Origin of the sequence: Micromonospora sp. NBC_00389 (assembly GCF_036059255.1) — a bacterium.
Taxonomy (GTDB): Bacteria; Actinomycetota; Actinomycetes; order Mycobacteriales; family Micromonosporaceae; genus Micromonospora.
On the sequence record NZ_CP107947.1, the window covers coordinates 2,128,957 to 2,152,643 of the forward strand.

General features: G+C 71.8%; 22 protein-coding genes. 15 read left to right on the forward strand and 7 right to left on the reverse strand.

All coding sequences use genetic code 11. The features are described from left to right. Positions 1-5: 5 nt before the first annotated feature. Positions 6-752: an SDR family NAD(P)-dependent oxidoreductase gene (locus OG470_RS10170; RefSeq protein WP_328423038.1), complete on the reverse strand. Its 747-nt coding sequence runs from the start codon at positions 750-752 to the stop codon at positions 6-8. Between the two features lie 159 nt (positions 753-911). Here OG470_RS10170 and OG470_RS10175 point away from each other — a divergent pair, with 159 nt between their 5' ends. From OG470_RS10175 to OG470_RS10200, 6 genes are all read left to right on the forward strand, one after another. Continuing rightward, positions 912-2,207, forward strand: coding sequence for an ABC transporter substrate-binding protein (locus tag OG470_RS10175; RefSeq protein ID WP_328423040.1), 1,296 nt, complete (start codon positions 912-914; stop codon positions 2,205-2,207). 1 nt (position 2,208) lies between these two features. Next, a complete protein-coding gene (locus OG470_RS10180) occupies positions 2,209-3,126 on the forward strand; it encodes a carbohydrate ABC transporter permease (protein WP_328423042.1) in 918 nt (305 codons plus the stop codon). Further along, entirely contained in the window at positions 3,126-3,947 is an 822-nt protein-coding gene (locus tag OG470_RS10185; RefSeq protein ID WP_328423044.1) for a carbohydrate ABC transporter permease, read from the forward strand. The genes OG470_RS10180 and OG470_RS10185 overlap by 1 nt, the downstream gene beginning before the upstream one ends. Then, positions 3,944-6,031, forward strand: coding sequence for an alpha-galactosidase (locus OG470_RS10190; protein ID WP_328423046.1), 2,088 nt, complete (start codon positions 3,944-3,946; stop codon positions 6,029-6,031). The genes OG470_RS10185 and OG470_RS10190 overlap by 4 nt, the downstream gene beginning before the upstream one ends. Positions 6,032-6,078: 47 nt before the next feature. Then, positions 6,079-8,298 (forward strand): glycoside hydrolase family 27 protein, encoded by a 2,220-nt coding sequence (locus OG470_RS10195; protein WP_328423048.1) that lies wholly within the window; start codon positions 6,079-6,081, stop codon positions 8,296-8,298. 127 nt (positions 8,299-8,425) lie between these two features. Continuing rightward, positions 8,426-9,601, forward strand: coding sequence for a zinc-dependent alcohol dehydrogenase (locus OG470_RS10200; RefSeq protein ID WP_328426261.1), 1,176 nt, complete (start codon positions 8,426-8,428; stop codon positions 9,599-9,601). Positions 9,602-9,610: 9 nt separating this feature from the next. On the opposite strand, the gene OG470_RS10205 is transcribed toward OG470_RS10200, so the two are convergent. Then, positions 9,611-10,090 carry a winged helix-turn-helix transcriptional regulator gene (locus tag OG470_RS10205; RefSeq protein WP_328423050.1) on the reverse strand — a complete coding sequence of 160 codons (480 nt, stop codon included), beginning with the start codon at positions 10,088-10,090 and terminating at the stop codon, positions 9,611-9,613. 184 nt (positions 10,091-10,274) lie between these two features. Between OG470_RS10205 and OG470_RS10210 the strand changes: the two genes are divergently transcribed. Next, on the forward strand, positions 10,275-11,852 hold the full coding sequence (locus OG470_RS10210; RefSeq protein ID WP_328423052.1) for an MFS transporter: 1,578 nt from the start codon (positions 10,275-10,277) through the stop codon (positions 11,850-11,852). Positions 11,853-11,874: 22 nt separating this feature from the next. Here the strand turns inward: OG470_RS10210 and OG470_RS10215 are convergent, their stop codons facing one another. Then, positions 11,875-12,282: a RidA family protein gene (locus OG470_RS10215; protein ID WP_328423054.1), complete on the reverse strand. Its 408-nt coding sequence runs from the start codon at positions 12,280-12,282 to the stop codon at positions 11,875-11,877. Beyond that, on the reverse strand, positions 12,279-13,109 hold the full coding sequence (locus OG470_RS10220) for an NAD(P)-dependent oxidoreductase (protein ID WP_328423056.1): 831 nt from the start codon (positions 13,107-13,109) through the stop codon (positions 12,279-12,281). The genes OG470_RS10215 and OG470_RS10220 overlap by 4 nt, the downstream gene beginning before the upstream one ends. A 79-nt stretch (positions 13,110-13,188) precedes the next feature. On the opposite strand from OG470_RS10220, the gene OG470_RS10225 reads away from it, so the two are divergent. Continuing rightward, a complete protein-coding gene (locus OG470_RS10225) occupies positions 13,189-14,082 on the forward strand; it encodes a LysR family transcriptional regulator (RefSeq protein WP_328423058.1) in 894 nt (297 codons plus the stop codon). Between the two features lie 84 nt (positions 14,083-14,166). Here OG470_RS10225 and OG470_RS10230 read toward each other — a convergent pair whose 3' ends face one another. Next, entirely contained in the window at positions 14,167-14,682 is a 516-nt protein-coding gene (locus OG470_RS10230; RefSeq protein ID WP_328423060.1) for a winged helix-turn-helix transcriptional regulator, read from the reverse strand. Between the two features lie 112 nt (positions 14,683-14,794). Here OG470_RS10230 and OG470_RS10235 point away from each other — a divergent pair, with 112 nt between their 5' ends. Next, a complete protein-coding gene (locus tag OG470_RS10235) occupies positions 14,795-15,586 on the forward strand; it encodes an SDR family oxidoreductase (protein WP_328423062.1) in 792 nt (263 codons plus the stop codon). A 38-nt stretch (positions 15,587-15,624) separates the two neighbouring features. After that, positions 15,625-15,957, forward strand: a complete 333-nt coding sequence (locus OG470_RS10240; protein WP_328423064.1) for a nuclear transport factor 2 family protein — start codon at positions 15,625-15,627, stop codon at positions 15,955-15,957. Positions 15,958-16,147: 190 nt separating this feature from the next. Here the strand turns inward: OG470_RS10240 and OG470_RS10245 are convergent, their stop codons facing one another. Then, positions 16,148-17,332 (reverse strand): low temperature requirement protein A, encoded by a 1,185-nt coding sequence (locus OG470_RS10245; protein ID WP_328423066.1) that lies wholly within the window; start codon positions 17,330-17,332, stop codon positions 16,148-16,150. A gap of 99 nt (positions 17,333-17,431) precedes the next feature. Beyond that, a complete protein-coding gene (locus tag OG470_RS10250) occupies positions 17,432-17,983 on the reverse strand; it encodes a DUF5994 family protein (RefSeq protein ID WP_328423068.1) in 552 nt (183 codons plus the stop codon). A gap of 652 nt (positions 17,984-18,635) precedes the next feature. Here OG470_RS10250 and OG470_RS10255 point away from each other — a divergent pair. The 5 genes from OG470_RS10255 (at position 18,636) to OG470_RS10275 (ending at position 23,660) form a co-directional block, all read left to right on the forward strand. After that, positions 18,636-18,809, forward strand: a complete 174-nt coding sequence (locus tag OG470_RS10255; protein WP_328423070.1) for a hypothetical protein — start codon at positions 18,636-18,638, stop codon at positions 18,807-18,809. After that, positions 18,806-19,873 (forward strand): glycosyltransferase family 4 protein, encoded by a 1,068-nt coding sequence (locus OG470_RS10260; RefSeq protein ID WP_328423072.1) that lies wholly within the window; start codon positions 18,806-18,808, stop codon positions 19,871-19,873. Before OG470_RS10255 ends, OG470_RS10260 begins: the two co-directional genes overlap by 4 nt. A gap of 117 nt (positions 19,874-19,990) precedes the next feature. Further along, positions 19,991-21,127 carry a glycosyltransferase gene (locus OG470_RS10265; protein WP_328423074.1) on the forward strand — a complete coding sequence of 379 codons (1,137 nt, stop codon included), beginning with the start codon at positions 19,991-19,993 and terminating at the stop codon, positions 21,125-21,127. Between the two features lie 23 nt (positions 21,128-21,150). After that, on the forward strand, positions 21,151-22,176 hold the full coding sequence (locus tag OG470_RS10270) for a glycosyltransferase (RefSeq protein WP_328423076.1): 1,026 nt from the start codon (positions 21,151-21,153) through the stop codon (positions 22,174-22,176). Further along, entirely contained in the window at positions 22,173-23,660 is a 1,488-nt protein-coding gene (locus tag OG470_RS10275; protein WP_328423077.1) for a glycoside hydrolase family 130 protein, read from the forward strand. Before OG470_RS10270 ends, OG470_RS10275 begins: the two co-directional genes overlap by 4 nt. The last annotated feature ends 27 nt before the right edge of the window (positions 23,661-23,687 follow it).

The window sequence follows — 23,687 nt, forward strand, 5'->3', positions numbered from 1 at the left end:
ATCTCTCAGGCCGAGGCTTTCACTGCGGTCCAGCCACCGTCCACCACCAGGCTCGCGCCGGTGACGTAGGCGGCGTCCGGTGAGGCGAGGAAGGCAACTGTCGCGGCCACCTCGTCCGGCGTGCCGAAGCGCTTCGCCACAGTCTCCGTGACGCTGCGCTGGCGGTCCTCTTCGGACACGTCGGCCCAGGCGCCGGTGAGGATCGGCCCGGGCAGCACGGTGTTGACCCGCACCTGTGGGCCGTACTCCACGGCGAGCTGGCGACCGAGCGCGACCAGGCCGCCCTTGGCCGCGGCGTACGCGGGCCGGCCGGGCAGCCCGACGAGAGCGTGCACCGAGGAGACCAGCACCACCGCGCCCGCACGCGACCGCAGGTCGTCGAGGCAGGCCCGGACGCCGAGGAAGGAGCCGGTGAGGCTGACCCCGATCTGGTGGTCCCAGGACTGCCTGCTGGTCTCGTGCGCCGGCGCGACCTGCACCGCGTACGCGTTGCTGACCAGAATGTCCACCGGCCCGAGACCGCCCCGTACCGCCGCCACGGCGGCCGTCCAGTCGGCCTCCTCGCTGACGTCGCCCACTACGGACAGTGCTCGCCCGCCCTGGGCGGTCAGCTCCTCGGCCAGCGGGGCCGGATCGCGCACGTCGAGCAGCGCGACCGCCGCTCCCTCGGCGGCGAGCCGCCGTGCGGTGGCCGCACCGATGCCCCCCGTCGCGCCGGTGACCAGCGCGTTCCTGCCTTCAAGCCGGCGCATAGGCTGATCCACCTGACCTCGCCTCGGATCTCATCTAATCATTAATTACGAAGATATCTTGACAGCCGGCGAGTGCCGATGCAACCTTCTGGTCACACACATTCACATGGACGACACATCGCGCCGTGACGCTACGTGTCGTAGAGGAAGGACACCCTCGTGAGCGACTTCGACCCCGGTCGCCGGCGATTCCTTGGTCACCTCGGGCTCGCCGGCCTGGGCGCACTCGGCGCCAGCTCGTTCCTCAGCGCGTGCGCCAGCTCGGCCAGCGGGCCGACGACGGGCAACGGATCCGGCGCGGTCACCATTCAGTCCAATCTCTCCTCGCCGCAGGCCAAGGCGGCGATGGAGAAGCTGATCGCGAACTTCAACGCGCAGGGCAAGGGCACGGCGAGCCTCAACACGATCGCCTCGGAGACCTTCCGGACCCAGCTGCCCACCTACCTGACCTCGGCCAACCCGCCGGACCTCTACACCTGGTACGCGGGCTCGGTCGCCAACGACTACGCCAGCCGCAACCTGCTGCTGGACGTCTCCGACGTCTGGAAGTCGCTGGGCGACTACCCCCAGTCGCTGCGCACCCTCTCCACCGACGCCAGCGGCAAGCAGGTCTTCGTGCCGATGAACAACTACTGGTGGGGCTTCTTCTACCGCAAGTCCAACTTCGCCAAGTGGGGCGTGCAGGAGCCGAAGACCTGGACCGAGTTCCTGGCGCTGTGCGAGACGCTGAAGAGCAAGGGCATCCCGCCGATCGGCATCGGTCTCGGCGACACCCCGTGGGTGGCCTCGGCCTGGTTCGACTACCTCAACATCCGGATCAACGGCGCCCCGTTCCACCGCGAGTTGCTCGCCGGCAAGCAGCGCTTCGACGACCCCAAGGTCAAGGCGGTCTTCACCCGCTGGCGCGAGGCCCTGCCCTACTTCGACCCCAAGGGCAAGGCGTACCCGTTCCAGGAGGCGACGACCGCTCTGCTGGCCGGCAAGACCGGCATGTTCCTGATCGGCACCTTCTTCGCCGACGCGGCGCCGAAGGACGCCCTCGGCGACCTGGACTTCTTCCGGTTCCCGATCATCGACCCGGCGGTGCCGGTGGCCGAGGAGGCCCCGACCGACGGCTTCTTCGCCAGCGCGAAGACCGCCAACCCGACCGGCACCAAGGCCCTGCTCGGCTACCTGTCCTCGGTCGAGGCGCAGGAGGCGTACGTCAAGGCCAGCTCGGGCATCGTGCTGCCGGCCAACCCCAGGGCCAAGGCGGCCGACTCGCCGTTGGTGGCCAAGGGCAAGGCGATGCTCGACGACGCCAAGGAACTGACCCAGTTCTTCAACCGCGACTCCAGCGACGCGCTCCAGCCGACCGCGGACACCGCGCTGACCAAGTTCATGGACAAGCCGGACCAGATCGACGCGATCCTGCGGGAGTGGCAGACCAGCGCCGAGAAGGTCTTCAAGGGCTGACGTGACAGCAACGATCTCCACGACTCCGGTCACCCCCACCCGGCGGCGGCGACGGTCGGCCCGACTGTCGCCGCTGCTGGTGGCGTTCGTCCTGGTGCCGTTCGCGGTCGAGAGCGTCTGGGTCTTCTGGCCAGCGTTGCAGGGCTTCTGGTTCTCCCTCACCCGCTGGGACGGCATGTCGCCGCCCACGTTCGTCGGCGTCGACAACTACGTCGAGTTGGCCGGCGACGCCACCTTCCGGGGCGCGCTGCTCAACACGGTGATCTGGCTGGTCCTCTTCGGTGGCCTCTCCGTGCTCGGCGGCTTCGGCATGGCGCTGGTCCTGCAACGGGAACGGCGCGGAGTCGGCTTCTACCGGGCCGCCCTGTTCACCCCGGTCGTCTTCTCCCTGGTGGTAACCGCGCTGGTCTGGCGGGTCTTCTACCAGCCCGACGGTGTCGCCGACACGCTGCTGCGGGCCGTGGGCCTGGAACAGCTGATCCGGCCGTGGCTCGCCGATCCGCAGACCGCGCTGTACGCGGTGATCCTGCCCGCCCTGTGGCGGCAGATCGGCTACGTCATGGTGCTGTACCTGGCCGGGCTGAAGGCGATCGACCCGGCGCTGCACGAGGCCGCCCGGATGGACGGCGCCAGCTCCTGGCAGCGGCTGCGACACGTCACCATTCCCCAGCTCCGTGGGGTCAACGCCGTGGTGCTCTCGGTCATCGTGATCGACTCGCTGCGCTCGTTCGACATCGTCTGGTCACTCACCAAGGGCGGGCCGTACCACTCGTCGGAGCTGCTCAGCACCTACATGTACTCGACCGCGTTCCAGAGCCTGCGGCTCGGCTACGCCTCCGCGATCGCCGTGGTGATCTTCGTGCTGGCGCTGGCGGTCATCCTCGGCTACCTGGTCCGCGCGTTCCGGGAGGAAGCGTGATGAACAAGCTCCGCACCGGGGCCTTCCACACCGGAATGATCCTGCTCTCGCTGCTGTGGCTGGGGCCGGTGATCTGGGTCGTGGTGATGTCGACCCGATCGTTCGACGACATCGCCGCGCACGGGGTCGGCAGCCTGCCGCGCTCGTTCACCCTGGACACCTATCGGCAGGCGTGGACCGACGGCGGTGAGCTGCGGGCTCTGATCAACAGCATGCTGGTCACGGTCCCGTCGGTGGCGCTGAGCCTGGCCCTGGCCGCGATGGCCGCGTTCGCCCTCAGCCGCTTCCGGATCCCCGGCCGGCGGACCATCCTGCTGCTGATGCTCGCCGGCAACCTGCTGCCACCACAGATCCTGCTCATCCCGGTGGCCAAGTTCAGCGAGCTGACCGGCCTGTACGACACGCTCTGGGCGTTGATCGCGGTGCAGGTCGGCTTCGGCCTCGGCTTCTACACCTTCGTCCTGCACGGCTTCATGCGTGAGCTGCCGGGCGAGATCCAGGAGGCAGCCACGATCGACGGCGCCGGGCCGGCGCAGATCTTCACCAAGGTGATGCTGCCGCTGACCCGGCCCGCGCTCGCCGCCCTCGGAGCCCTCTCCTTCACCTGGATCTTCAACGACCTGCTCTGGGCGATCACCGTGCTGCGTACCGACGACAACATGCCGGTCACCCCCGCGCTGCTCGGCCTCCAGGGGCAGTTCGTGTCCTCCTGGAACGTCATCGCCGCCGGCACGGTCATCGCGGCCGTGCCTACGGTCGCGGTCTTCCTGCGCTTCCAGCGGCACTTCGTCTCCGGTCTGGCGCTCGGGGCGGTCAAGTGAGCACCCCGGCCGGGCGGCGCTGGACGCTGCGCGGTGCGCACACCGAGTACACCGTCACCGTGCCGGCGCACGGCCGGTGGCTGGAGCTGGTCGCGTGGGGCCCGCACGGGATCTCCGACGGGCCGTCACCGGTCGCCTACGACGGCCCGGTGCCGTTCCTCACCGCCGGAGATGCCGCCCCGATCGAGTACGCCACCGACGCCGACCGGCCGTTCACCGGTGCCGACCTGGTGGTGGAGACCTCCGCGGGGCAGCGCCGGGTGGGCTTCGATCACACCGACGTACGGGCCGACGCCGACCAGCGGGAGCTGGCCGTCGGGTTCGCCGACCCGGTCACCGGGCTGCGCGCCACCGTGCACTACCGGGTGCCCGCCGGCACCGACGTGGTGCAGCGGTGGGTCGAGCTGACCAACGGCGGCACGGGTCCGCTGCGGGTGGTCCGGGCTGGATCGGCCGGGTTCTGCGTACCGACCCCGCACGGCGCGTTGCTCAGCCACCAGTGGGGGCAGTGGGCGCAGGAGTTCCAGCTCTCCCACGTCGAGCTGGGCCACGGCACGTTCACCATCGGCAGTGCCCAGGGCGTGCCCGGGCACCTGCACGTGCCCTGGCTGGCCGTCCGGGACGCGGCCGAGCCGGACGGCCCGGCCTGGGGGGTGGCGCTGGCCTGGACCGGCTCGTGGGAGATCAGCGCCGATCGGGACACCGGCGGCCTGACCCGCGTCCGGGCCGGCCGTCAGCTGGCCGACGGCCCGCTGGAGCTGGCCCCTGGTGACCGGCTGACCCTGCCGGTGGTCACCGGGGCGTACAGCCCGGACGGCCTGGACGGGCTGGCCCGGGTCTGGCACACCCACCAGCGGCTGCTCGCCGGGGAGCGGCTCACCCCACGTCCGGTGCTCTACAACTCCTGGGAGGCCACCTACTTCGCGGTCGAGGCGGAGAGCCAGTTGGCGCTCGCCAGGATCGCCGCCGAGTTGGGCGTGGAGACGTTCGTGGTGGACGACGGCTGGTTCGTCGGCCGCGACGACGACACCGCCGGCCTGGGTGACTGGACGCCCGACCCGGCGAAGTTCCCGGCCGGGTTCGACGCGTTCATCGCCGACGTCCGCGCGCTCGGGCTGAACTTCGGGCTCTGGGTCGAGCCGGAGTGCGTCAACCCACGATCCACGCTCTACGCCGAGCACCCGGAGTGGGTCTACGCCGTCGACGGCCGACCGCTCACCCCGGTACGCAACCAGTACCTGCTCGACCTGGGCCGGCCGGAGGTCGCCGAGTTCGTCCACTCCACCGTGGACGGTCTGCTCCGCCGGTACGACATCGACTACCTGAAGTGGGACTTCAACCGCCCGCGTACCGAGCCGGGGCGGCCGGACGGGGTCGGCGCGCTCGACCTGGACGGCGCGCACGTGGCCAACCTGCACCGGATCTACGAGCGGCTGCGCCGGGACCACCCCGGCGTGCTGATCGAGGCGTGCGCCGGCGGGGGCGCGCGCACCGACCTGGCGATGGCCGCCCGGGCCGACGTCTTCTGGCCCAGCGACAACACCGGCCCGCTCGACCGACTGGCCATCCAGTACGGCTTCCTGCACGCCAACGCCCCGCACCTGCTCAGTTCCTGGGTCACCGACGCGCCCGGCCTGTTCGACCCGCGCCCGCGCTCACTGGCGTTCCGGTTCGTGCTCGCGATGGCCGGCGTGCTCGGCATCGGCGCGGACATCCGGGCCTGGACGCCGGCACAGCGGGCCGAGGCGGCCGGCTGGATCGCCCGGTACAAGGAGATCCGGGACGTCGTCACGTACGGCGAGGTGCACCTGATCGGAGGCCCCCACCAGGCCCGCTGCGCGGTGCAGTACACCGCGCCGGACGAGCGCCGGGTGGTCGTGCTGGCCTGGCACACCGGCCGGCTGGACGGCGCAGGCCTGCTCCCGTCCCGCCCGGTCCGGTTGCCGCTGCACGGCCTGGATCCGGCCGCCCGTTACCGGCACGGCGATCGGCACTACTCCGGCAGCCACCTCAGCGCGGTCGGCCTGCCCGTGCACTGGGGCCCGACCCACGACGCCGACCTCATCGTGCTGCACCGCGACTGAGGCCGGAGCACCACCGCACCCCACCCCCGAGGGACAGGAGTACCCCCATGCGCCTGATCCGACCGCTGACCGCCGCCCTGGCCGTGCTCGGCCTGGGCCTGGTCGGCCCGCTGCCGGCCATGGCCGGCCCACCGCACACCGCTCCACCACCGGCCGGCGGCCACGGCGGGCCGGGCCGACCCGGTCACGCCCCGGCCGCCACCGGCGCTGAGGACCAGGGTGCGCCGGCCTTCTTCAACAGTGGGCTCGCGCCGATGCCGTACCAGGGCTGGAACACCTACTTCGGTCTCGGTGGCGATCCCACCGAGGCCGAGGTCCGGTCGGTCACCGATTTCATGGTCAGCAGCGGCCTGCGGGACGCCGGCTACACGTACGTCTGGATCGACGGCAACTGGGCCGCGCCCACCCCGCGTGACGAGGCCGGCCGGCTGGTCGCCGACCCGGCCCGGTTCCCCGGCGGGATGGCCGGGCTGGCCGCGTACATCCACAGCAAGGGGATGAAGGCCGGTATCTACACCGACGCCGGGCCGTACCTGCCGGGGCAGTGTGGGCTGGGCAGCAACGGCCACTACCGGGCCGACGTGGCCCAGTTCGCCGGCTGGGGCTTCGACGCTCTCAAGGCCGACTGGCTCTGCGGCCGGGCCGCGGGCCTGGACCCGGAGACCACCTTCCGCGAGCTCGCCGAGGCGGTACGCCAGTCGCCCCGGCCGATGCTGCTCAACATCTGCAACCCGGTCAGCTCCGACTGGGGTGGCGGGCCGTACACCCCGGAACAGCTCTCCACCTGGAGCTACACCTACGCGCCCACCATCGCCGACTCCTGGCGGACCTACACCGACGTGGGGCTCACCGATCCGACCCCGCAGTGGGCCTTCCCCTGGGTGCTGCGCAACATGGACGTCAACGCGTACCACCCGGCGGCCACCGGGCCGGGGCACTACAACGACCCGGACTACCTGCTGCCGATGCGCCCGCTGCCCGGCGGCGGGTACGAGCTGAGCCTGGAGGAGTCCAAGACGCAGCTCGGCATGTGGTCCATCATGGCCGCCCCGTTGGTGATCGGCTCCGACCCGCGCGGCCTGCCCAGCGAGATGATCTCGGCGCTGACCAACCCGGAGATCATCGCGGTGAACCAGGACCCGCTGGTCCGGCAGGGCATCAAGGTCGCCGACACCGGGGTCGACGCGCAGGTCTGGAGCAAGGTGCTCACCGGCTCGGGCCGGCGGGCGGTCGCCCTGCTCAACCGGCACGACACCGCGCAGACGATCACGGTGAACTTCGCCGATGTCGCGCTCGGCGGGTCGGTCACGGTCCGCGACCTGTGGTCCCGTGTCACCGTCGACGCCGCGCCGGGCACCGCCGGCATTCAGCCGTTCACCGGCTCGTACACCGTCGAGGTCCCGGCGCACGGGGTGGCCATGCTCGGCCTGACCGGCACCGACCAGGTCGCCGGCGCCAGCCTCGGCGGCACCGCCAGCGCCAGCCCGGCGCTGGTCCGGGTGGACGACACGCACGCCACCGCCTTCGTTCGCAACGGGCAGGGCGCGCTGGCGGTGAACACCCGCTCCGGCGCGACGTGGGGCACCGGCTGGACGTCACTCGGCGGCCCGGTCGGTGGCCGGATCCTCGGCCAGCCGGCGGCGTACGCCTCACCGGGTGGCCGGCTGGACGTCTTCGTCCGGGGCACCGACAACGCTGCCTGGCAGCGGAGTTACGTCGCCGGGAAGTGGGGGCCGTGGCGCAGCCTCGGTGGCACGCTGACCGACGGACCCACGGTGGCCTGGACCAGCCCGACCGAGTGGACGCTCGTCGTCCGCGGCGCCGACGGCAAGCTCTGGTCGCGGACCCCGAGCACCGGCTGGACCGGGATCGGCGCGCCCGAGGACCGGCCGTTCTACGGGCGGCCGAGTGCGGTCGTCGATGACGCCGGCGTGCTGCACGTGGCGGTCCGCAGCCGGACCGACGAGGTGTGGTGGCGCAGCCGGACCGGCACCACCTGGTCGGCCTGGACCAGCGTGGGCGGTACCACCAGCGGCAGCCCGACCCTGCTCGCCACCGCCGGCCGGGTCTACCTGTTCGCGTTGGCCGCCGACAACCGGCTCTGGCAGCGCAACCTGATCGACGGGGCGTGGGGCGGCTGGTTCCGCCGTGGCGAGTTCGCCACCGACGCCTTCCGGGGCGCACCGGGTGCCGCCGCTGGTGCCAACGGCAGCGCCTGGCTGGCGGTACGCGGCGTGGACGACCGGGTGCACCAGCTCGTCCTCTGATCCACGGTGGCGGGCCGCCGGCCGGCGGCCCGCCACCCGCACCCGTTCCGGTGGTGCAGCGGTGATCACCGCAACGGAAGGGGCGGGCACCCCAGGCTGGGTGGATGGCAATGCGGCGGGGACGACGGTGAAGGCACTCGTGTGGCAGGGCGCCAACGAACTGGCGGTGACCCAGGTGCCGGACCCGCAGCTGCGCAACGAGCAGGACGTCATCATCAGGGTGCGCAAGACGGTGACCTGCGGCTCCGACCTGCACCTGCTGGGCGGCCACATCCCGTTCCTGAGTCGCGGTGACGTCCTCGGCCACGAGTTCCTGGGTGAGGTGGTCGAGGTCGGTCCGCAGGTGCGCAGGCACACCGTGGGCGACCGGGTGGTGGTCTGCTCGTTCGTCTCGTGCGGTCGCTGCTGGTACTGCCAGCAGCAGCAGTTCTCGTTGTGCGACAACGGCACCACCGACCCGGTGATCGCCGAGAGCGACTGGGGTTTCGCACCCGCCGGCTGCTACGGCTACTCGCAGGCCCTCGGCGGCTTCGCCGGCAGTCATGCGGAGTACGTCCGGGTCCCGTACGCCGACCAGGGCGCGTTCACCGTTCCGGACGGAGTGAGCGATGAGCGTGCGCTGTTCGCCTCCGACGCTGCTCCGACCGGGTGGATGGGCGCCGACCTGGGCGGTGTGCGGCCGGGTGACGTGGTGGCGGTGTGGGGTGCCGGCGGGGTGGGCCAGATGGCGGCGCGGGCAGCGGTCCTGCTGGGTGCGGAGCGGGTGATCGTGATCGACCGTCTCGACAACCGGCTACGGATGGCGGAGACAAGCCTGGGGGTGGAGACCCTCAACTATCAGACCCACGACGTGGGCGGTGAGCTGCTGGAACGCAGCGGCGGGCGCGGGCCGGACGTGTGCATCGAGGCCGTCGGGATGGAGTCGCACGGCACCGGCCAACAATTCTGGTACGACCAGATCAAGCAGCAGTTGCGGCTGGAATCGGACCGGCCGGTCGCCGCCCGCGACGCGATCCACCACTGCCGCAAGGGCGGCAACGTGTTCCTGCTCGGCGTCTACGCCGGCCCGGTGGACAGATTCCCGCTCGGCGCGGTGCTGAGCAAGGGCCTCACGCTGCGCGGCGCGCGGCAGCACGGCCACCGCTACATTCCGATGTTGCTCGAACGGATGGCGCGCGGCGAACTCGTCACCGAGCACCTGGCGACTCACACCATGCCGCTCGACCAGGCTCCGCAGGGCTACGACATGTTCAAGAACAAGACCGACGACTGCGTACGGGCCGTCTTCGAGCCCGCTGGATGACACCCGTCCTCATCCGCGCCGGATGAGGCCGGGCCCGGCGGCGATGTCGATCTCACCCTCGCCAACGTCGTGCCCGGCCGCGCAGCGCAGCACAGCCCGGACCGGCTGGCCGCAGTCACGGTGGGTGGCGAGCACGGAGGGGCCGGCGTCGTCAGCGGCCCAGGTGTCGCCCCAGTTGCGCAGCGCGGTGATGACGGGCAACAGCTCACGACCCTTGCGGGTGAGCTGGTACTCGTGGCGGGTGCGCTGCCCCGGCTCCCGGTAGGGGATCCGTTCGAGCACGCCGGCGGTGACCAGCTCCTTGAGTCGGGCCGCCATGGCGGGCTCGCCGATCCCGGCACGGCGGACGAAGTCGTCGAATCGGCGCGTTCCGAGCAGAGCCTCGCGCATGATCAGAATCGTCGACCTGCTGCCCACGATATCCATCGCGCGCGCGATGGAGCAGTTCGCCGCCGACCAGGAGTCGCGGTCCTCCAGGAGGTCACCCATGGTCACCAGGGTACGACCTGACTTGCACGACGGCTAGTCAGGTGCTTCACTAGGGTCCGGCTGGCTTCGTCTTGCCATAGCCAGGTGCCGGGCCTCAGCTGCCCCGACCGCCACCACCCACCTCCCCGCCCGCCGCCAGCGCTGGACCACCGGTGCCCGCGCGGATCGACCCCAAGGAAGCCCTGTGACCGACCAGCGCACCACGGCCCCGACCAGGCCAGCACGCCTGCGGCACGCGAGCGCCCCCGGGCCGGACGCCACCGCGCGGCCATCCCTTCGCGGCTCCCGCGCGGTCACCCTGATCGCCATGTGCCTGGGCGCGATGATCACGTTCCTCCAGATCACCGCGACCGTCTCCGCCCTGACCACCATCCAGCGGGACCTGCGCGTCGACCCGACCACCCTGATCTGGATTCCCAGCGCCTACACCCTGGTGGTGGCGAGCCTGGTGCTGTCCGCCGCCACGCTGGGCAACCGATACGGGCGCAGGCGCATGTTCAGCGCCGGCGTCGTGGCCATGATCGCCGGCGGCGCCGTCGTGGCCGGCGCTCCCACCGTGGCCTGGGTGATCGCCGGGCAGCTGCTCGCGGGCCTCGGCGGGGCCCTGATCCTGCCGAACAGCCTGGCGATCCTCGGCGCGACCTTCACCGACCCGCACCGGCGCACCGAGGTCATCACCGCCTGGTCGGCCGCCTCCGGCATCGGCCTCGCGGTAGGTCCGCTCATCGCCGGCGCCCTGCTGCGCCACCACCAGTGGCACAGCGTGTACGTGTCGACGATCGTGCTGGGCGTGGTCACCCTCGTCGTGGCCGCCATCGGAGTGGCCGAGTCTCGGCCGAGCGCAGGCCGACTCGACGTGCCCGGCCTGCTCCTCGGCACCCTCGCCATCGCCGCCGCCGTCTACGCCATGATCCAGGGCGGTCGGGACGGCTACACCAGCCCGGTGGTGGCCACGACCTGGATCGTCTCGGCCGCCGCGCTGGTCAGTTTCGTGCTGGTCGAGTTGCGCACCAGTGCGCCGATGCTCGATGTGCGGCTGTTCCGGTCCGCGTCGTTCAGCGCCGTCATGGTCGTCGCCGCGGTGTCGCTGTTCGGCTTCACCGGCGTGGCGATCCTGCTCGTCCTGTTCCACGAACGCGCTCAGGCGCTCAGCCCGCTGGACACGGGCTGGCGGATGCTGGTGCTCTTCGGTGTCTACGCGGTCGCGGCCTTCGGCGCCGAGCGGATGATCCGCCGTACCGGGTTCAAGGCACCCCTCACCGCCGGTCTCGTCCTCGGTGCCCTGGCCAGCTTCGGGCTGGCCGCCCAGGGCCCGGCCACCCCGTTCGGCCACCGTTGGCCACTGCTCGCGCTGTTCGGCGCCGCCAGCGCCCTGGTGGTGGCCCCGGCGACCGCGGCGGCGCTGGCCAGCGTCGCGCCCGCCCAGGCGGGCATGGCCTCCGGCGCGGTCAACGCCGCCCGCCAGGTCGGCTCGGTGCTCGGCTCGTCCCTGCTGGGCACGTTGCTCACCACCACGATGCTGGCCGACCTGCCCGACCGGCTCGCCGCCCACCAGGTCGGCGAGCCCACCCGGACCGCCGTGCAGTCGGCGGTGGTCGCCGGCGCCACCGGCGACCAGGCGATGCCCGACCCGGTCCGGTCAGCGCTCGCCGAGGCCCTGACCGCCGGCGTGCAGGCCGGGCTACGGGTCAACGGCATCGTCTTCCTGGCCACCGCCGTGCTCGCGCTCGCCCTCGTCCGGAATCGGCCGCACCAGCACTGACGCCAGCGGTCGCCGATGGCGGTCAGCCCGTGGTCACGGCCGCAGTGATCTCGACCTCCAGCACCGCGCCGTCGAGGAAGAGCCGGTTCACCTCGACAGTGGTGCTGGCGGGCCTGGTCTCCACGAAGTACCGGTTGCGGACGGTCGCGTAGCCGGCCAGGTCACCGAGGTCGGTCAGGAAGGTCCGGACGTGCAGCACGTCGGCGAAGGTGGCGCCGTGCGCCGCGAGTAGCGCACCGATCAACTCGAAGATCCGCTCGGACTGCGCCCGCACGTCCCCGGGTGCGACGACCGCGCCGGCGTCGTCCACCCCGACCTGACCGGAGAGCATCAGCAGCGCGCCCCCTGGCAGGTCGAGGCGGGCGACGTGCGCGAACCGGTCGCCGAACGGCGCGGCGACGGTCGTCGGATTGTCCAGGGTCACGTTCATTTTCTCTCCTCCGGTGCGGCAGCCTCAGTGAGGCGGGCGATGTCGTCCTGCGGATGGGGCGCGGCCGCCAACGCCGACGCGGCGGCGCGCAGAACGGGCACCGGCGCGTCGCCCAGCACGTCGAGGGCGAGCCGGGCGTCCTTGGCAGCCAGGGCGGTGGCGAACGCGGCGTCCGTGGCGGTCGCCCGGGCGACCGCACCACCGAGCGGCCCGGTGCCGAGCGCCTCGACCGCCGTACGTCGGTCGACACCGACGGCGTCCGCGACGGCGAGCGCGTCCGCGACCGCGGTGACCGCGGTGACCAGTGCGGTGTTGAGCACCAGCTTCAGGGCGGCGCCCCGGCCGGAGCCACCGCAGCGGCGGACCGTGCCCAACGTCTCCAGCAGTGGGGCGACCCGCTCGACGGCCGCCTCCTCGCCGCCGGCCAACACCACGAGCCGGCCCGTCTCGGCAGCGCCGGCACTGCCGGCGACCGGCGCGTCCACCAGGGGCACTCCCGCCGGCAGCAGCGCGGCCAACTCCGCCACGGCCCGGGGACCGATGGTGGACATCTCGACCACGGGGGTGCCCGGCCGCAGTGCCAACGCCGCGCCGGAGTCGACCAGCGTGTGCCGGACAGCGACCGAGTCGGTGAGCATGGTGATCACCACGTCGGCGTTCCGGACCGCCTCGGCCGGACTCCCGGCGGCTCGCGCCCCGGAGTCGACGAGCGGCGCCGTCCTGCCGGACGTGCGGTTCCAGACGGTGAGCCGCTGGCCCGTGGCCAGCAGCCGGCGGCCGATCGCGGTGCCCATCGTGCCCGTGCCCAGCAGGGCGATCTCGTTCATGTCGCCAACGCTAGGTGGCGGGAAGCCATGCCACCAGCGACTGTTATGCATCGCTGCCATGCTGGGAGAACATGGCAGGATGCAGCTGAACGCGCTCCAGGTCTTCCGTGCCGTCGCCGAGCACGGCTCCATCACGGCTGCGGCCCGCAGCCTGCGCTACACCCAGTCGGCGGTGTCCCGACAGATCGCCGCGCTGGAAGCCGAGACCGGGTCGCCGTTGCTGGACCGGCTGCCGCGCGGTGTCGCCCTGACCGAGCAGGGTCGTTGCCTGCTCGGCCACACCGAGGCCGTGCTCGACCGGCTGGACACCGCCCGGCGGGACCTGGCGGCGCTGCGTGACCTGTCCGCCGGCCGGTTGCGGGTCGGCGCGTTCCCCACAGCGGTCGCCGCGCTCGTGCCGCGCGCTCTGGCCAGCTTCAAGTCCGACCATCCCGAGGTGGCCCTGTCGCTGGTCGAAGGGCTCACGCCGGGGCTGCTGGAACGCCTGGTCGACGGCGACGCCGACGTCGCCGTGGTGAGCGCCGCGGCCGACCAGCCGCTCGACGGCGACCACTTCGACCTGCACCACCTCGTCGACGAGGCGCTGCTGGTGGCCGTTCCCCGGACACATCGGCTCGCCCACCGGCGGACCATCCGCCTGCGCGACCTGGCCGACGAGTCGTTCATCGCTGGCTCGGCGACCGCTGAGGAGACCCTGCTGCGAGCCACCCTGCCGGCGGGTTTCCGGCCGCGGATCGACATTGTCGCCGCGGAGTGGACCGGCAAGCTGGGCTGCGTCGCGGCCGGCCTGGGCGTCGCGTTGGTGCCGGCCCTGGCCGTACGCGCCGCTCCGCCCGACCTGACCCTGCTCCGCCTGCACCCCGACGACGCCTCCGTCCGGCGGGTCTTCGCCGCCACCGTCGCCGGGCGGAGCCGACCTCCGGCGGTGCGGCGGTTCCTTACCCATCTGGACCGGGCGGCAGGGCTGGGCTGAGCCTGGCGAATCTGGCGGTACCGGGAACGCGGCGCGCCGGTCTGCGCGCCGGCCTCAACCGACTGGCCTGGCGACCGCTGACCGTCAGGGTTGGTGCTGGTCGGGGACCGTTCGGGTCGGGATGTGCTCGTAGCGCTTGCGCATGGCCTCGCTCGCGGCGGGGCCGGCGGCGAAGACGAAGTCGCTGTCGTCGAGCGCACGTCCGCTGCTCCGGTCGACGATGATCGGGTCGGCCTCCACGCCGGTGTGCCGGTCGACCAGGATCATGCTGCGCTCGCTGGGGTCGAGGCGGGAGTTTCCCCAGGCGGCGAGGGCGACGACGATGGGGCGCAGGCTGCGCCCGAGGTCGGTGAGGACGTACTCGTAGCGGTCCGGCCTGGTCTGGTAGCGGCGCCGTTCGAGCAGCCCCTGGCTGGTGAGCGTCTTGAGCCGGCTCGTCAGAATGCTGGACGAGACACCCAGATTGGCCTGGAACTGATCAAAGCGGGTGTAGCCGTCGAAAGCATCATGCAAGATCAGGAGCGTCCACCACTCGCCCACGTAGCCCAGTGCGCTGGACAGCGGGCATTCGCGGTCCTCCAGCCGGATCTTCCCTGCCACGAAGATGCCCTCTCCCGAGTCGGTGCTAGTCTCGAAGTCAGTAGGTGCTGTTTCAGAAGCAACTATACGGCGTCTCGGAGACGTCCACTTCATGCTGCCTGGAGGGGTAACGATGTCCGCAACGTCGTCCGCGCGGGACTCACTGCACGGGCGCCGCGCCCTGGTGACCGGGGGAACGAAGGGCGCCGGTGCGGCCATCGCCGCCCGGCTGCGCGAGGCCGGGGCGGACGTGTGGGTCAGCGCCCGCACCCCGCCCGACGGGCTCGAGTTCGCTGACCGGTTCATCGCCGCCGACACGTCGAGTGTCGACGGCGCCGAGGTGGTGGCGGAGCGGCTGCTCGTCGCGGGCGGTGCCGACATCGTCGTACACGTCGTCGGCGGGTCGCATGCCCCGGCCGGTGGCTTCGCGGCGCTCAGCGAGCAGGCCTGGATGGAGGAGTTGAACCTCAACCTCCTCGGCGCGGTCCGGCTAGACCGACGCCTCGTCCCAGCAATGATCGAGCAGCGCTCCGGTGCGATCGTGCACGTCTCCTCGATCCAGCGCCGCAAGCCGATGTACGAGGCCACCCTGGGGTACGCGGCCGCCAAGGCGGCGCTGACCGCGTACAGCAAGGGTCTGGCCAACGAGGTCGCACCGCACGGCGTCCGGGTCAACAGCGTCGCGCCCGGCTTCATCCAGACCACTGCCGCCGACGCGCTGGTCGACCGCCTCGCCACTGGGAACGGCGTCGACCGCGACACCGCCCTCGGGCAGCTGATGGACTCCCTGGGCGGGATCCCGCTGGGCCGCCCGGCCCAGCCGGCCGAGGTGGCCGACCTGGTGGCGTTCCTGGTCTCCGACCGCGCCTCGGCGATCGTCGGCGCGGAACACGTCATCGACGGCGGCACCATCCCGACCGTCTGACCCGACCCCGATCAATCCCTCCGGAAAGGACATTGACCATGACCGCCAGCCACACCGCGCCGGCAATCATCCGCCGCTACTTCGAGCTCGCCGGCCAGCCGGACCACGATGACTACTTCGCCCTCTTCGCCGACGACGCCGTCGTCGAGGATGAGTCGACCGAGTACCGCGGCGTCGAGGCCATCCGCCGGTGGCGCCGTGAGGTGCCGCTGGTGACGTACGAGATCACCGACGTCGAGGACACCCCCGCCGGCACCATCGTGACCGCGACGATCAACGGCGACTTCCCCGGCAGCCCGTTCGCCGGGCTCCGGTACCGCTTCAGCGACTACGACGACAGCTCGATCCGGGTCCTGCGTATCGCTCCCTGAGGACGGCTTGACGGTTGTGGGTCTTCATCGGGGTGCTGGCCCGCCTGCACCTGCTCGACCTGCTGCCGCCAAGGATTGATCGTGCCGCAGATCGCGGCCCGCCATCCGCTCACCGAGGTGGCCGCCGCACCCGTCTTCGCCGAGACCCGCAGCCGGGCGGGGAAGGTGGTGCTGCGACCCTGACCTTCCGCTACACGGAGGGCGCTGGCGGCTCGGGTGGGTTTCCGTAGGCGCGGATGCCGTCCGAGACGGCGACCCCGGCCAGTACGAGGGCGGCGGCGAGACCGGCCACCAGCGCGGGCGTGAGCAACAGAGCGGGTCCCGCGACCACCAGCACGAGCAGCGCGACCAGCCGGGACGGGGACACCCGGCTGAACACCTCGTACTCGAACCTGGCGCGTCCGGCCAGGAACAACGCGGGTCCGCCGAGAATGACGCCGGCCAACCAGGGCGGCGTCTGCTCGGTGGGGTGGATGATGACGACTTCGAAACCGGCGGCGGTGGCGACCACTCCGGCCACCATGAGCAGGTGGGTGTAGGGCGCAGACCGCACGAATCCGCCCGGATCCCGGGAGGCCTCGATGGCGGCTTGCAGCAGGGCACCGGCGCGGTGGACATAGATCTGCCACAGCAGCACGGTGGCGGCGAAGCCGACCAGGAGCGCCACCGTACGGATGGGCGTCACATTGTTGTCGGCGAAGGCCAGTGTGGTGACGAGGATGAGATCACCGAGGGCGAGAGTGAAGAACTGCTGGTAGCGCTCCGCCAGGTGGTCGGCTGCCACCGCGTACTGGCGCATGGGTAGCCGGCCCAGTCGCGGCGTCGGGTAGCGGAGCCAGGCTGCCCCGTAGTCGACCGCGAGCGCAGCGGTCCACAGCAGGCCCCGCGCCGGGCCTGCCACGAGACCACCAGCGAGCCACGGTACGGCGGACACGCCGAACCAGAAGATGAACCGCCTGGCGGGCAGTTGCGCCGCGCCGCGGCCGTGCAGCGCGGCGACGAGAAAGATGCCACGTCCCACCTGGATCGCCACGTATGCGCCCGCGAAAAGCAGAGCGTGCTCGGCGAAGGCTCCGGGCAGTGAGCCAGTCAGCAGGATGGTCCCGAGCATGACCCAGAGCGTCGTGACGAAAATGGGGGGTCGCTGCGTGTGGTAAAGGTCGGTTGCCAGCGCGGTAGCGGACCAGACCCACCAGATCGCCATCAGCAGCAGCACGGTCTGGAAGGCGCCTACCCAGTCGAGACGCTGCGCCAAGGTTCGGGACGTCAGGGCGAGCGCAGCGACGAACACCAGATCGAGAAACAGCTCCAGCAGCGTTGCCCGCTGAGGCCCCTCATCCTCGCGGGACAGCCCCACCGCTCGATCGATCGTCATCAGGCGCCCGTCTAGTGACTCCGGGCCCTTGATGGTAGTGAGACACCGGCTCCAATTCGGGCAAAGCCGCAGGCTGTCCTCTTTCGGCTGGATCGGCCACTAGCGCGTCGGGCTGGCTCGATGACCCCTGCCCTTCGTGGCAACGGCGTTGCTACCACCCTCGTTGTCCCAGATCTCGTACCGATCGGCGCGGGTTGTCGGCTTCGGCTGCACCCGGGCGGCGGCCAGGATGTCGGGCGCGCGTCGGAGGTTGGCCGGGTCGGCGGCGGTAGCCATCGCCCACTCGGCTGCGGCCGGTGGGGTGACGGGCGGCACCACGAGCAGGTCGACCTGGATGTCCTGGCCGGTGGTGGCGATCAGCACGGCCGGGTCGAGGGTGTCGAACCAGCCGATGCGAACCATGTCCGGTCCGACGGTCAACCGACGGGGCCGGTTGTCCCAGGCGCGGATGTTGAGCATGAGGTGCCGGATCCGGCCATGTCGTTCGGTGAGGGCGAGGAGAAGGCCGGGGAGTTCGGCGGTCGGATCCCAGGACCGCGGCCACCAGCCGCCGTCGAGCACCGTCCGGCCCCGGGCGGTGGCGAGAACGAGCCGAGGTGCGGCCGACGTCGAGGCGATGACCGGGATGGCGTGCTGCGGGGTGACGGACATGGCTGGCTCAGCTTTCCTGATGGGACGGTGGCCGAAGCGGCGCCGGGCGGGCAGCGGCGGGGCCGTCGTGTCCATTGATGGGGGAGGGTCGGACGTGCCTGTCTCGGGGTGCGGTCAGGACGAACCGCCGCCTTCCGATGGGTGCCCGGCGTAGCTGGCTGTATGCGCGCGCCAGCGCGGGGCGGGGTGAGAGCGGGCCGGCGACAGACCGTCGCGGCTCGGGCGTGCCGATGCGGGGGGTGCCGGCCATCGGCGCCACGGAGAGTCGGCGTCCTGGCCGATGGATGTGCGGCGGCGGGCGATTCCAGCGTACGCCTCCGCAGTTGGTACCGCTGTGCAGGCAGTTTCCGACGAGCCCGGCCAGCGGTGAAGGTGCAGTCCCACACCGCGAGGGCGTACGGTGAACATGTCGCCCGGGACCTCCGGTGGTCGCCAGATGCCGTCGCCACCAGCCCGTAAGGGGCGTTATCGATCCCCATCGCCGCGATGTGCTGGTCGTGTTGATGATTCGCCGACCTCGTCCCGGCCGTCGGATTCACCGACTACCGCACATCTCGGGTTCGGCGCGATGGCCACTGGTGAGACCCGACCCGCGTTCACACCGCCGTCCATGAGCATGATCGTTCCGGACGGCACTATCAGGGAGCACCAGATGAGGATCGCCCGAAGCAAGATCGTCAATGCCCTTCGCGACCGGGGTCAGCAGGCCAGGGCCGACTGGGTCGAGCGCGAACTTCCCGAGCGCGTCGACCCGGCCAAGCACACCGGGCTGCTCGCCACCCTGCACCTCGATCCTGCTGAGCTCGTCGACGCGCCCTCCCCGTGAGGGTTGCGCTGCTCGGACCGGTCGCCTGGCGCACACCCCCGCACCACTACGGCCCCTGGGAGCAGGTGACCGGACTGCTCGCCGAAGGGCTGGCCAGTCGCGGCGTGGACGTGACCCTGTTCGCGACGCTGGACTCCGTCACCTCCGCCCAGCTCGACGGCGTCTGCCCCCGGGGGTACGCGGAAGATCCCGACATGGACGGCCGGGTGTGGGAGGCGATGCACGTCTCCTACGCGTTGGCCCGCTCGGCGCAGTTCGACCTGGTGCACAGCCACCTCGACTGGCTGCCGCTGGCCTTCGCCGAACACTGTCGCGCTCCGCTGCTCACCACCGTGCACGGCTTCTCAGGCGCGGGGATCCTGCCCGCCTACGCCCGAGCCCGCTCGTCCTACGTGTCGATCTCCGACGCTGACCGGGCCCCCGAGCTCGACTACGTCGCCACGGTGCAGCACGGCGTCGATCTCACCGGGCTGCCGTTCACCCGGGACGCCGGCCCCGGACTGGCCGCGTTCGGCCGGATCCACCCCGACAAGGGCACCCACACCGCCATCGAGATCGCCCGCCGTGCCGGCCGGCCGCTGACCATCTGCGGCATCGTCCAGGACGAGCGCTACTTCGCCGAGCAGGTGGCCCCGCACATCGACGGTGACCAGGTCGTCTTCCTCGGATCCGTGGGTCCCCGACGACGCGCGGAGGTGCTGGGCACCAGCACCGCCCTGCTGCACCCGATCGCCTTCGACGAGCCGTTCGGACTGTCGGTGGTGGAGTCGATGGTCTGCGGCACGCCGGTAGTCGCGTACGCCCGGGGGTCCATGCCGGAGGTCGTCGACGATGGGGTGACGGGATTCCTCGTGCACACCGTCGAGCAGGCCGTCGACGCGGTGACCCGGGTCGCCGGCCTCGACCGGGCCGGTTGCCGGGCGCGGGCGCGGCAGCGCTTCAGCGCGGACCGGATGGTCACCGACTATCTCTCCGTCTACGACCAGGTCATTCGCCGCAACGCGGAACCCGCCGAGCGACCGACCGTTCCTGACCAGGCAGGCCTGGTCAGGTCCCGTCCGTAGCTGACCGCACCAATCCGTTCCGCCGGCCACACACGCTGGCCGGCGTACGTCGACACCGCGTGAGGTTTCGCCCCCGTACGCCATGGGCAGCCGACAACCGGAAGGCCCGACACGCCCATGCCCAGCTACGGATTCCTCAGCACCCACCCACCGACCCGGTGCGGACTGGCCACCTTCAACTCCGCCCTCGCCGCCCACCTGACCGCCGACGGCACGCGCGGCGGCATCGTGCGGGTCACCGACCACGGCGACGACCCGCGACCCGGGCCCGGGGTCGTGCACACCTGGTCGGCGCGGACCTCGGCCGGCTGGCGGGACGCCGCCGCGGCCCTGAACACCTTCGACGTGGCCATCGTCCAGCACGAGTACGGCATCTACCCCGGCACCGACGGCGAGGACGTCCTGCCGTTGCTGCGCCGGCTGACCGTGCCGAGCATCGTGGTCCTGCACACCGTGCTCCGCCAGCCCTCCGCCCGGCAGAAGTCCCTGCTGGAGCAGATCGCCGCCACCGCCGGGGCGGTCGTCACGATGACCGACACCGCCCGGGACCGGCTGCTCGTCGGCTACTCCGTGACCCCGGACAAGGTGACGGTCATCCCGCACGGCGCCGCCGATCACGTCGGCGTACCCGTCGACCGACGTACCCGACCGCACCTGCTGACCTGGGGGCTGCTCGGCCCCGGCAAGGGCCTCGAATGGTCGTTGCGGGCGCTTGCCCGGTTGCAGGACCTGGAACCGGCACCCACCTACACCGTGGCGGGTCGGACCCATCCGAAGGTGATCGAGCACCAGGGTGAGACGTACCGGTCGGGGCTGCACCGGCTCGGCGCCCAGCTGGGCATCGCGCACGCCGTGGACTACCAGGACGTCTACCACGACCAGGAGGCGCTCGGCCGGTTGATCCGCTCCGCCGACGTGGTCGTCCTGCCCTATGACTCTCGCGAACAGGTCACTTCCGGTGTGCTCATCGAGGCCGTGGCCGCCGGGGTGCCCGTCGTGGCCACGGCGTTCCCGCACGCCGTCGAGCTGCTCACCGGCGGGCCCGGTCTGGTCGTACCCCACCGGGATCCGACCGCGCTGGCCGCCGCGATCCGGCGGATCCTGACCGAACCGGGGCTGACCGCCCGGCTGGCCGGCCGCGTCCGGCCGCTGGCCGCGAACCTGCGCTGGCCGACGGTCGCGGCCCGCTACGCCACTCTCGCCGAAGGGCTCACCGAGACCAGGCCGGCCGCCGTCAGCGCGGCATCGGTGTGACCGCGACCACCGGCCACCCTCGCATGCCGTCCGGCGCCCGTTGGGTGACGGCGCCCGCCCCGAGCTTCGCGCACCTGATCCGGCTGAGCGACGACACCGGTCTGTTCGAGCACGCCCGGCACGCCATCGTCCGCCGCGAGCACGGCTACTGCACCGATGACGTGGCCCGTGGCCTGGTCGTCACCAGCCGCGAGCCGGAGCCGAGCGAGGAGGTGCTCCGGCTCGCCGAGCGCTATCTCGCCTTCCTGACCCACGCCCAGGACGCCAGCGGCGCCTTCCACAACCGGCTCGGGCACGACCGGCGTTGGACCGACGAGCCGGGGCTCGGCGACTGGTGGGGCCGGGCGCTGTGGGGGTTGGGCACCGCCGTCGCCCGCAGCCCCGCCGCCTGGATACGGGAGGAGGCGCTGGTCGCCTTCAGCAGGGGTGTCGCGCGGCGTTCCCCGGCGCCGCACGCCATGGCCTTCGCCGGGCTCGGCGCGGCCGAGGTGCTGCGCCGCCACCCGGGCCACTCCACGGCGGCCACGCTGCTGGCGGACGCGGCCACCACCGTCGGCGCCCCCGCGGCCGACCCGCGATGGCCCTGGCCGAGGGAGCAGCTGACCTACGCCAACCCGGCCCTCGCCGAGGTTGTCATCGTCGCCAGCCAGCTGCGCCACGGCGGCCCACCCCTCGACGATGGTCTGCGGATGCTGACCTGGCTGCGCGACGTCCAGCTCCGCGACGGACGGCTGTCGGTTGTGCCCGCCAAGGGATGGCGGCACGGCGCGGTGCGGTTCCACCACGACCAGCAGCCGATCGAGGTCGCCGCCCTCGCCGATGCCTGCGCCACGGCCGCCGCGGTCACCGGCGACCTCGACTGGGAGACCGGGATCAGGCAGGCGATCGGCTGGTTCCTCGGCGACAACGACCTCGGCACGCCGATGTGGGATCCGGCGACCGGCGGCGGCTACGACGGGCTGACCGCGCACGGACCGAACCTCAACCAGGGCGCCGAATCGACCCTCGCGCTCATCTCCACCCTGCAGCACGCCCGGAGGTGGTCGTGACCGAAAACCTGGCCGTCCGGCAGGACGTCACCCTCACCCCGGATCCACGCCGGGTCATCGTCAAGCTCTTCGTCCCGGGTGAGGACGCCGCGGTGGTACGCACCCGCGCGCGGGCGCTCATCGACCGCGTCGCGCACCTCGACGACGAGGAGACCGGCCGGCTCCTGCGGGACACCTTCGACCGTTTCGGCAGCCGGCACCGCGATCTGGCCGGCACGTTCCACCACCACTACGACCTCGTCCGGCACCGTGCCGCCCGGGCCGGGGATCTCTCCCCGACCAGCCGGCTCCTGGTCGGCGCCTACTTCAGCCACGAGTACGCCGTCGAGTCCGCCGCCCTGTGCAACCCGTCCATGGTGGCCCACCCCGACCAGACCGAGTTGGGCACCGGCCAGCTGCGCGTCGCGGTCAGCCTGCGCCAGATCGGCGAGGGCCACCTGTCGTCCATCGGGTTCGCCACCGCGGTCCTCGGACCCGGGTGCCGGCTCGCCGTCGCCGACCGTCCCGGCCCACTGGTCGTCGGGCAGCGGATGGGCGTACGGCACCGCCGGGACCTGCTCGCCGCCGGCCTGGCCGAGGAGGACTACGACAACGAGGTCACCGCCACTGTGCTGGACGCCCTGCCCGACCGGTACGACGAGGCCACCTTCGAGCGGGTGCTCGGCAACCTGCCAGCGGACCTGCTCTCCCGCGCCTCCGGAATGGGGACCCTCGAACAACTGCGTCGCACCAACGCCGACAGCTACGCCACCGCGTTCCCCGCCGACACGGCCCTGCACCAACGGGTGCTCTGGCCGGCCACGGCGGTGGAGAGCAACGGCATGGAGGACGCCCGGTTCGTCAGGTTCGAGGACGAGTCCGGACCGATGTACCGGGCCACCTACACCGCCTACGACGGCCGGAGTATCGCCACCCGCGCGCTGGTCAGCAACGACCTGCGCCGTTTCGAGATGACCCCGATGCGCGGCCCGGGCGCCCGTAACAAGGGGATCGCGCTGTTTCCGCGTACCGTCGGCGGCCGGCACCTGGCACTGTGCCGCGCCGACGGCGAGACCATCGGTCTGACGGGCCTGGACGGCGACAACCGGTGGCAGCCCCCGGTCCCGCTGCATTCCCCCCGAGACAGCTGGGAGTTGATCCAGGTCGGCAACTGTGGATCTCCCATCGAAACCGAGGCCGGCTGGCTTGTGCTCACCCACGGTGTCGGCCCGATGCGCCGCTACGCGATCGGCGCGCTCCTGCTCGACCTGCACCGGCCGGAACGGGTCATCGGGCGGCTTCCCGGTGTGCTCCTGTCACCCGACGATGCCGACCGGGACGGGTACGTGCCCAACGTCGTCTACTCCTGCGGGGGGCTCATCCACGACGGCGAGCTGTGGCTGCCGTACGGGGCCAGCGACACCCGGGTCGGATTCGCCACCGTGCCGGTCGCCGCCCTCCTGGCCACGATGGTGGAATCCGGTGCGCGGCGGCACGGCGCCTGAGAGGCCACTGGTCGCGCTCAACACGTC

Coding starts and splice junctions, on each gene's coding strand:
- OG470_RS10185 (WP_328423044.1), top strand. CDS start 3,126: ATGAACAAGCTCCGCACCGGGGCCTTCCACACCGGAATGATCCTGCTC.
- OG470_RS10225 (WP_328423058.1), top strand. CDS start 13,189: ATGCAGCTGAACGCGCTCCAGGTCTTCCGTGCCGTCGCCGAGCACGGC.
- OG470_RS10215 (WP_328423054.1), bottom strand. CDS start 12,282: ATGAACGTGACCCTGGACAATCCGACGACCGTCGCCGCGCCGTTCGGC.
- OG470_RS10245 (WP_328423066.1), bottom strand. CDS start 17,332: ATGACGATCGATCGAGCGGTGGGGCTGTCCCGCGAGGATGAGGGGCCT.
- OG470_RS10250 (WP_328423068.1), bottom strand. CDS start 17,983: ATGTCCGTCACCCCGCAGCACGCCATCCCGGTCATCGCCTCGACGTCG.
- OG470_RS10220 (WP_328423056.1), bottom strand. CDS start 13,109: ATGAACGAGATCGCCCTGCTGGGCACGGGCACGATGGGCACCGCGATC.
- OG470_RS10270 (WP_328423076.1), top strand. CDS start 21,151: ATGCCGTCCGGCGCCCGTTGGGTGACGGCGCCCGCCCCGAGCTTCGCG.
- OG470_RS10195 (WP_328423048.1), top strand. CDS start 6,079: ATGCGCCTGATCCGACCGCTGACCGCCGCCCTGGCCGTGCTCGGCCTG.
- OG470_RS10240 (WP_328423064.1), top strand. CDS start 15,625: ATGACCGCCAGCCACACCGCGCCGGCAATCATCCGCCGCTACTTCGAG.
- OG470_RS10255 (WP_328423070.1), top strand. CDS start 18,636: ATGAGGATCGCCCGAAGCAAGATCGTCAATGCCCTTCGCGACCGGGGT.
- OG470_RS10235 (WP_328423062.1), top strand. CDS start 14,795: ATGTCCGCAACGTCGTCCGCGCGGGACTCACTGCACGGGCGCCGCGCC.
- OG470_RS10205 (WP_328423050.1), bottom strand. CDS start 10,090: ATGGGTGACCTCCTGGAGGACCGCGACTCCTGGTCGGCGGCGAACTGC.
- OG470_RS10265 (WP_328423074.1), top strand. CDS start 19,991: ATGCCCAGCTACGGATTCCTCAGCACCCACCCACCGACCCGGTGCGGA.
- OG470_RS10170 (WP_328423038.1), bottom strand. CDS start 752: ATGCGCCGGCTTGAAGGCAGGAACGCGCTGGTCACCGGCGCGACGGGG.